The sequence below is a fragment of the Streptomyces sp. NPDC054841 genome (assembly GCF_053611045.1).
The window spans coordinates 19,180-27,326 of the sequence record NZ_JBSGZO010000065.1 but is presented as its reverse complement, the minus strand read 5'-3'; the positions used below and the strand labels follow the sequence as shown (position 1 = coordinate 27,326).

Sequence of the window (8,147 nt, the reverse complement as noted above, 5' to 3'; positions counted from 1 at the left end):
GGGTCCCCACCCCCGTGCGCTCCCGGGGGTCGGGGTTGCCTGGCGTCCCCCTGGGTCCTGTGGGTGTTGGGGATTGCGGTAGGGCGGCGGGCGGGGGCCGGGTGTGCCCCCGGCCGGCGACCGCGAGCTCATATGCGGTTGATCGTGATCATCTCCGTCAAGTGATCAACTGTTCCGTACGAACCGTGATCATCTGCCCGTAGGACTGTGATCATCTCTTGCGTACGACGACGAAGTCGGCAAGCGCCACCAGCTGCGCCCGCACACGGTCGGGGATCTCGACGCGGTCCAGCGCCGCGATCGCCGTTCCGTGCTGCCTGCGAGCCTCCTGGGAGGTCCACTCGCGGCCGCCCGCCTCCTCGATCAGGGCCGCCCGGGTGGCGAACTCCGCCTCGGAGAAGCTGTCGAACTCACTGCTCTTGGCATCGGCGGCGAGCAGTTCGCCGAGGCGCTCGGAGGCCGGTCCGCCCGCGGCGAGCGCGGCGACGACCGGCAGGGACTTCTTGCGCTGGCGCAGATCGCTCCAGGTCTGCTTGCCGGTGGCCTCCGGGTCGCCCCAGATGCCCAGCAGATCGTCGACGGCCTGGAAGGCGAGCCCGAGGTGGTAGCCGTACGCCTCCAGGGCGTCGGCGGTGCGGTCGTCGGCGCCGCCGAGCACCGCGCCGATGGATACGGCGCAGGCGAGCAGCGCACCCGTCTTGTTGCCCTCCATCTCCAGGCACTCGTCGACGGTGACCCGCTCGCGGTGCTCGTAGGAGATGTCCTGCGCCTGGCCGTCGATGAGCTTGCGGGTCGCGGTGGTGAGCCGGCGGGTCGCCCGGCCCGCCTCCACCGTGCCGAGCTCCAGCAGGATCTCGTTGGCCAGCGCGAACAGCGCGTCGCCGACGAGGATCGCCTGGGCGGGGCCGTGCACCTTCCAGACGGTGTCGCGGTGCCGGCGCTGCTCGTCGCCGTCCATCAGGTCGTCGTGGAGCAGCGAGAAGTTGTGCACCAGCTCCACCGCGACGGCGCCGGGGATGCCGACCTCGGGCGCGGCACCGGCCGCCTCCGCGGAGATCAGGGCCAGCGCGGGGCGTACGGCCTTGCCGCCGTCGCCGTCGGCGGGGCGGCCTTGAGCGTCGATCCAGCCGAAGTGGTAGGCGGCGACAGTGTCCATGGGCGGCGCGAGCCGGTCCACGGCAGCGCGCAGCACCGGGGTGGACATGGTCCGCCCGCGCTCGAGCAGCGCGGTCACGTCCGCGGTGTCGACAGCCGGGTTCGCCGAGGGCGCAGTCGGCACTTTCTCTCCTCTGGTTCCAGGCTTGACTCTCATGCCGCCTCCTTGAGCGGATGTTCATGGGGGCGGCCGAGGGCGGTGAGCGCGGCGCCTGCGGCGCTGAAACCGCTGCGCACGGCGCCCTCCATGGTCGCGGGCCAGCCGGTGGCGGTCCACGATCCGGCCAGGTACAGGCCGGGTGCACGGGTGCGCGCGGCCGGCCGGAGCCTGCCGACGCCGGGGGTGGGGGCGAACGTGGCGGTGCGCTCCCGGGTGACGAAGAAATCCCGTACCTCCGCGCCACGGGCCGCGGGCAACAGCCGCTCCAGCTCCGGGAGGTAGCGCTCGCGCAGCTCGGCGACGGGGGTGTCGATCTCGTCGTCCGCGGCCGACTGGGACAGGGCCAGATACTGTCCCACCCGTCGCCCACCACCGCCCTTGCCCGAGGGCCCTTCGGGCCCGCCCCTCAAGAGTCCTGAGGCTTGGGTGCGGTCGAAGACCCACTGGACGGGAGTGCCGAGCGCGGCGAAGAACGGGCGGCGCAGCACCGTGCGGTCGTAGATCACATGGACGTTGAGGATCGGCGCGGTGCCGATGTCGAGCAGCCGGTCGGGCTCGTCGATGGCGCCGTCGGGCAGCAGGGCGTGGGTCTCGCGCTGCGGCACGGCGAGGACGACGGCGTCCGCGTCGAGTCGCTCGGCACCCGCCGTGACGTTCCAGCGGCCGTCGCCGGTGCGGGTGACGGCGCTGACGCGGGTGCGCAGTTCGGTGCGGACTCCGGCGGAGTCGAGGGCCTTGCGGGCCAGGGTGTCGTGGAGGTCGCCGAGCGGGACATGGGCCCGGCCGATGTCGGCGGCGCCGGACTCGGAGAGCAGGCCGGTCTTGAAGACCATCGCGGCCAGGCCCATCGACGCGTTCGGCGCGGTGGCGTTGAGAGTGGCCACGCCGACGAGGTCCCAGAGGGCCTCGACGGCGCGCCGCGACTGGCCGTGGCGGCCGAGCCAGGTGGCGAAGTCGATGCCGTCGAGAGCGGGGTCTGCGGGGTCGAGTCCCTTGAGGGCGAGGGCTGCGCGCCCCACGCCGGCCCGCTCGGCGAGGGAGAGATGCGGGTACGTGGCCAGACTCGCCGCGAGATGCAGCGGTACGGGCAGGGCGGTGCGGCGCAGCCGGCCGAGCCGCGGCCCCTGGGGGTGCGCGGCGTCGAGCACGGGTACGTCGAGGCGGGGCTGCAGCGGTGCCAGGTGGGCGCCGTCGACACGGTCGAGGAACCAGCGGTAGGCGGTGCAGCAGCGCAGATACACGTGCTGGCCGTTGTCGACGGTCAGGTCGCCGCGCCGGAAGGAGAAGGCGAGGCCGCCCAGACGCGGGCGGTTCTCGACGAGGGTGACCTGCAGTCCGGCGTCGGCGAGCTGGAGCGCCGCGGTGACGCCGGCGAGTCCGCCTCCGACGACGACCGCGTGCCGCGAATCCCTGTCGTCGTTCGTCACGAGCCCTCCCCCGCCGGTGTGGTGCAGTCGCTTTCGGAGGCCGATGCTGTCAGGGACGCGACGCCGTGGCGGAGGGTTGCGCGCGGGTTGTCCCGCTTGTCGTAAGGCGCGCCGTGCGGCCTGTTGCGCGGCTCGGTGTGCTGCTTGGCGAAGTGACCCATCAGGCACGCCTCCTGACGGACTGCCGGGAGATGTGGCGGGCATCGAGTCCCGACAGGCCCCGGACCGCGACGTACGCCTTCTCCCGGCCGGGCAGCGAGACACGGCCGCGCAGCACGGCCTCGGGGTCGCGCTCGATCCGGTCGAGCAGACGCCGGTAGATGCCGGCCATCGCGGCGACACAGGCGCCGCTGCGCCGGTCCAGCATGGGCAGCAGCCGGTAGCCCTCCGCGAACAGCCCCCGGGCGCGGCGCACTTCGAAGTGGACGAGGCCGGTGAAGTCGGCGCCGGACGGCGGCGCGGCGCGGTGGAAGCCCACCGAACAGCCGAACTTGGCGAGGTCGTCGGCGGGCAGGTACGTACGGCCGTTGCTCGCGTCCTCGCGGACGTCCCGGAGGATGTTGGTGAGCTGGAGGGCAAGGCCGAGCGTGTCGGCGTACTCGGAGGCGCGCTCAGCGCTGCGCGCGCCCGGCAGGGTGCCGAACACGCCGAGGGAGAGCCGGCCGATGGCACCCGCGACACACCGGCAGTAGGCCTTGAGGTCGTCCCAGGTCTCGTACGTCTCGCCACGTACGTCCATCTGGACGCCGTCGATGAGCTCGTCGAGTCCGTCGAGCGGGATCGGGAAGCGGCGCGCCGCGTCCGTGAGCGCCACCGCGACCGGGTCGGTGTCGTCCTCGTCCACCGCCTCGTCGCGGATCCTGCCGAGCAGCTCACGGGTCGCTTCGAGCCGGTCCCGCTTGGCGCTCTCGGTGAGGGTGCCGTCGCCGATGTCGTCGACCCGCCGGGAGAACGCGTAGAGCGCCGACATGGCCTGCCGCTTTTCCGCGGGCAGCAGCCGGATGCCGTACGCGAAGTTGCGCGCCTGTTGTCCCGTGACGGCCTCGCAGTAGCTGTACGCGGCCTGCACGGGCGCGGACATCTGTGTGTGTCCCTCCATGCTCCGGCTCACCCCTCTCTCGGCGCTTTTCGCAAGACAGCTCCTACTTCACGCACCAGTTGGGGCTTGGTGGGCTTGGGCGGTCCGGTGAGTACGTCGTGTCCGGCGGCCACGACCGCGGCGAGCGCGGCGCGTCCCCCGCCCACGAATCCGGCGAGCAGCATCCTCAGCCTGCCGTGGACGCTACCCACGAGAGGGAGGCCTTCATCCAGCAGAGCCCCCGCGCGTTCGCACTCGTACGCGACGAGGGAGCGCACCGGTTCGCTCCCCGTCGGCGCGGCGAGGTCCTCCTCGGTGACATGGAACCGCTTCATGTCCTCGGCCGGGAGATAGATGCGGTCGCGCTCCAGGTCCTCCGCGACGTCCTGGAGGTGCTCGACGATCTGGAGCCCGGTGCAGACGGCGTCGGAGCGGCGGATCCGCTCGGGGTTCGCGGTGCCGGTGATCGCGAGGACGAGCCGCCCGACGGGGTTGGCGGAGAGCTCGCAGTAGGCGACGAGATCCTCGTAGGTCTCGTAGCGGCGTACGTGCTGGTCCTGGCGGTTGGCCTCGATGAGCCCCAGGAACGGCTCAGGGGTGAGGGAGCAACGGCGCACGGTGGGCACCAGGGCGTTCAGCAGCGGGTGGCGCGGGGTCCCGTCGGAGAAGACACGCCGAAGGTCGGCCTCGAAGGCGTCGAGCATCAGGAGGCGGTCGTCGGCCTGTGCGGGGTCCAGGCCCAAGTGGCCGGCGTCGGCGCCGCCGGGGGCCAGGTCACCGTCGCCGATGTCGTCGACGAGGCGGGCGAATCCGTAGACGGCCATGAGGTCGTCGCGCCAGGCGCGCGGCAGGAAGAAGGGGGCCACCGGAAAGTTCTCGTCGGCGGCCTTGTCGAGCGTGGTGCGCGTGGAGGCGTCGGGGCGCACCTGCCGGGTACCCGTCACCGCGGGCTGCCCGGTGCGGGGACGGCACTACCCACGCGGAGCTGGAGATTTTCCGTCATTGCCGTCACATCTCCCGTTCTACACTGCCGACCCAATACATCCTATTTCGGACACGCCGCCGGTCCGTCCGAGGGCATGACCACCCGGCGAGCGGGATTCTTCTAGGGGGTATCGCCCCACTTGCCATGAATCAGCACCGGTACAGCTTACGTTGTACAACGCCCTGGACCCTCCCGGGGTGCTGCGCGCATTACAAGAACAATGCGATACGGGATCAACCTCCCCAGACGGCACAGGAGTTGACGGATGCTCGACGACGGACGGACGGCCGCCTGACCCGGGACCCCGGATCCCGTCACCGCACGCCGCCGGGCGGCCGCACGGTCAGGTCAGGCTCCCCTGAGGCCGGCGACGACGTTCGCCACGGTCCGCTCGATCACGGCGTCCCGCTGCTCCGGCGGCAGCCCGCGCAGCGGGCCGTCGAGAAGCAGCAGGGACAGGCCGTGCACCGACGCCCATGCGGCGGCCTCGGCACCAGGGCGGTTGCGCTCCGGCATCCGGCCGGTGGCGACCAGGGCGTCCAGCGCGGCGGTGAGCAGGACGAACGCACGATACTCGGGCCCCTCGCCGACCGGGGCCAGTACGTCCCAGCCCGCGGCGCCGCCGGAGAGTCCGGGGTTGCAGAAGGCCGATCGGTACAGACCGGGCTGCGCGAGGGCGAAGGCGATGTAGCCGCGACCCAGGGCGGCGACCCTCAGCTCGGCCGCCTCGCCGGGATCACCGGAGCGGGGCGCCTGCGCGGCGGCGCGCTCCATGAACTCGGCGAGCGCCTGCTGGCCGTGGACCTTCACGGCGTAGAGCAACTCGCCCTGGCCGTCGAAGTGGCGGTACGCGGCGGTGGGTGAGACGCCGACACGCCGGGCCGCCTCCCGGAGGACCACCCTCTCCGGACCGCCCTCGGTCGCGAGGTCGACGGCGGCAGCGATCAGCGCGTTGCGCAGGTCGCCGTGGTGATAGCCGGCCTTGCCGCCCGCCGTGCCCGATGTTGTCGCCATGCCTTCATCCTGCCCGATGTTGACAGCATTAACATCCCCTGTCAGAGTCGAGTTAACACCGTAAACATTCGCTGGGGACACAGGGGACCGGATGCTCACCAGGTTCGCCGCGCTGGCACTGCGCCGTGCGCGCCTCGTACTCGTACTGGCCGCCGCCGCGGTGGCCGTCATGACCGTGCTCGGGACAGGAGCCTTCGGAAAGCTGCTCGGCGGCGGCTTCGACGACCCGGACGCACCGTCCACCCGGGCCCAGGCCCTCATCGACGAGAAGTTCGGCGGCGAGACCGACCTCGTCTTCCTGATCTCCTCCGACGGCTCGGTGGCGGGCGGCCTCTCCTCCCCCGCCGTCGAGGAGCGCGGGCGCGCCATCGCGCAAGGGCTCAGGAGCGACCGCACCGTGACCAATGTGGTCTCGTACTGGGACGACAAGAACCCACGGCTCGCCTCCGAGGACGGCGGCCAGGCCCTCGTCGCCGCCCATGTCACCGGTTCGGACGACGAGCGCGCGGACCGGGCGGAGAAACTGGTCGCCGGCTACGCGGGCGACCGGGACGGGGTCTCGGTACGGGCCGGTGGGACGGCGGCCATCGGCACCGACGTCACCTCACAGGTGGCCAAGGACCTCGCTGTCGCCGAGGCGATCGCCGTCCCCGTGACCCTGGCCCTGCTCGTGCTCGCCTTCGGCAGCCTGATCGCGGCGCTGCTGCCCCTGGTCATCGGGCTGATCGCGATCGCCGGAACCTTCGCCGAGCTCTTCGTGCTGGGATCGCTGACCGATGTGTCGGTCTTCTCCGTCAACCTCACCACCGCGCTCGGTCTCGGCCTCGGCATCGACTACGCACTGCTGCTGGTGAGCCGCTTCCGTGAGCAGCTGGCGGCGGGTGACGAGGTTCCGGACGCGGTGGTCACCACGGTCCGCACGGCGGGCCGGACCATCGTGTTCTCGGCCGCCACCGTGGCCGCGGCGCTCGCCGCGCTGCTCGTCTTCCCGCCGTTCTTCCTGCGCTCCTTCGCCTACGCGGGCATCGGCGTCGTCGTGGTCGCGGTGCTCGCCGCCCTGTTCGTCGTGCCGCCGCTGCTGGTCCTGCTGGGGCACCGGGTCAACAAGGGCCGGCTGCCCTGGGCGACGTCGGCGCAGAAGCCCGACGCGCCCCTGTGGGGGCGTATCGCGGGCACCGTGATGCGCCGGCCGGCGCTCACCGCGCTGCCCGTACTCGCGGTCCTGCTGCTGGCGGCGAGCCCACTGCTCGGTGTCACCTTCGGCACGCCGGACGAGCGGGTGCTTCCCGAGGACGCGGCGAGCCGTCAGGTCGCCACCGCCGTCCAGCGGGACTTCGCGGGCGACGACACCGGCTCCGTACAGGTCGTGACCGCGGGCCCTGTCGCCCCCGGACCGCTCGGCGCGTACGCGGGCGAGCTGTCCCGGCTCGACGGCGTCGTACGGGTGGACGCGAGCAGCGGTACGTACAAGGACGGCGCGGCCGGCCGGGCGGCCCCGCAGAGTGCGGCACTCGGACGCCCCGACGCCCAGCGGCTGGTCGTCGTCACCTCCCTCGCGCCCAAGTCGGACGCGGCGCAGGACCTCGTCCACGACATCCGTGCCGTGCCCGCGCCGGACGGCTCCCAGGCCCTGGTGGGCGGCGACGACGCCAGGCTGGTCGACTCGAAGTCGGCCATCTCCGACCGGCTGCCGCTCGCCGTCGGCATGATCGTGGTGTCGACGTTCCTGCTGCTCTTCCTGTTCACGGGCAGTGTCGTGCAGCCGCTGCGCGCACTGGTGCTCAACGCGATCAGCCTGTCGGCCGCGGTCGGCGCGATGGTGTGGGTCTTCCAGGACGGCCATCTGGCCTCGCTGCTCGGCTTCACGCCGCAGCCGCTCGACACGTCCATGACCGTGCTGCTCTTCTGCGTCGCGTTCGGTCTCTCGATGGACTACGAGGTCTTCGTCACCAGCCGGATGAAGGAGCTGCACGACGAGGGCGCGGACCGTACGACGACGGTGACGGCGGGGCTGTCCCGCACCGGGCGGATCGTGAGCATGGCCGCCGGGCTGCTCGCGGTGAGCTTCTTCGCGTTCGGCACCAGCGAGATCACCTTCCTGCAGATGTTCGGCATCGGCAGCGGGCTGGCCATCGTCATCGACGCGGTGGCGGTGCGCGGGGTGCTCGTACCGGCCGCGATGCGGCTGCTGGGGCGCCGGGCCTGGTACGCGCCGAAGGCGCTGCGCAGGGTCCATGCACGGGTGGGACTGCGGGAGGCTCCCGCGGAGCAGCCGCGTACTCCCGCAGGTGTCTGAGCGCCGCGCACCTGGAGAAAGAGCCACGGCCC

The 8,147-nt window shown here is 72.2% G+C and carries 7 protein-coding genes; 1 reads left to right on the top strand and 6 read right to left on the bottom strand.

Going from position 1 to position 8,147, the window contains the following annotated elements; all coding sequences use genetic code 11:
- Nucleotides 1–211: 211 nt before the first annotated feature.
- The 6 genes from ACWGI8_RS12360 to ACWGI8_RS12335 all read right to left on the bottom strand — a co-directional run bounded on the left by ACWGI8_RS12360 (nt 212) and on the right by ACWGI8_RS12335 (nt 5,819).
- On the bottom strand, nt 212–1,312 hold the full coding sequence (locus ACWGI8_RS12360) for a polyprenyl synthetase family protein (protein ID WP_453660242.1): 1,101 nt from the start codon (nt 1,310–1,312) through the stop codon (nt 212–214).
- The gene (gene hpnE / locus ACWGI8_RS12355) at nt 1,309–2,742 is read right to left on the bottom strand and encodes a hydroxysqualene dehydroxylase HpnE (protein WP_453660241.1); all 1,434 of its coding nucleotides are present in this window, start codon (nt 2,740–2,742) and stop codon (nt 1,309–1,311) included. Before hpnE ends, ACWGI8_RS12360 begins: the two co-directional genes overlap by 4 nt.
- A complete protein-coding gene (locus ACWGI8_RS12350) occupies nt 2,739–2,903 on the bottom strand; it encodes a hypothetical protein (RefSeq protein WP_453660240.1) in 165 nt (54 codons plus the stop codon). Before ACWGI8_RS12350 ends, hpnE begins: the two co-directional genes overlap by 4 nt.
- A complete protein-coding gene (gene hpnD / locus ACWGI8_RS12345) occupies nt 2,903–3,841 on the bottom strand; it encodes a presqualene diphosphate synthase HpnD (RefSeq protein ID WP_453660238.1) in 939 nt (312 codons plus the stop codon). Before hpnD ends, ACWGI8_RS12350 begins: the two co-directional genes overlap by 1 nt.
- Before the next feature lie 8 nt (nt 3,842–3,849).
- Nucleotides 3,850–4,764: a squalene synthase HpnC gene (gene hpnC, locus ACWGI8_RS12340; protein WP_453660237.1), complete on the bottom strand. Its 915-nt coding sequence runs from the start codon at nt 4,762–4,764 to the stop codon at nt 3,850–3,852.
- 389 nt (nt 4,765–5,153) lie between these two features.
- Nucleotides 5,154–5,819: a TetR/AcrR family transcriptional regulator gene (locus tag ACWGI8_RS12335; protein ID WP_453660235.1), complete on the bottom strand. Its 666-nt coding sequence runs from the start codon at nt 5,817–5,819 to the stop codon at nt 5,154–5,156.
- Between the two features lie 91 nt (nt 5,820–5,910).
- Here ACWGI8_RS12335 and ACWGI8_RS12330 point away from each other — a divergent pair, with 91 nt between their 5' ends.
- A complete protein-coding gene (locus tag ACWGI8_RS12330) occupies nt 5,911–8,115 on the top strand; it encodes an MMPL family transporter (protein ID WP_453660234.1) in 2,205 nt (734 codons plus the stop codon).
- Nucleotides 8,116–8,147 lie beyond the last annotated feature (32 nt).

Bases quoted from the DNA above. Each gene is read 5' to 3' on its own strand.
- ACWGI8_RS12330 (WP_453660234.1), top strand. From the start codon at position 5,911: ATGCTCACCAGGTTCGCCGCGCTGGCACTGCGCCGTGCGCGCCTCGTA.
- hpnD (WP_453660238.1), bottom strand. From the start codon at position 3,841: ATGGAGGGACACACACAGATGTCCGCGCCCGTGCAGGCCGCGTACAGC.
- ACWGI8_RS12335 (WP_453660235.1), bottom strand. From the start codon at position 5,819: ATGGCGACAACATCGGGCACGGCGGGCGGCAAGGCCGGCTATCACCAC.
- ACWGI8_RS12350 (WP_453660240.1), bottom strand. From the start codon at position 2,903: ATGGGTCACTTCGCCAAGCAGCACACCGAGCCGCGCAACAGGCCGCAC.
- ACWGI8_RS12360 (WP_453660242.1), bottom strand. From the start codon at position 1,312: ATGAGAGTCAAGCCTGGAACCAGAGGAGAGAAAGTGCCGACTGCGCCC.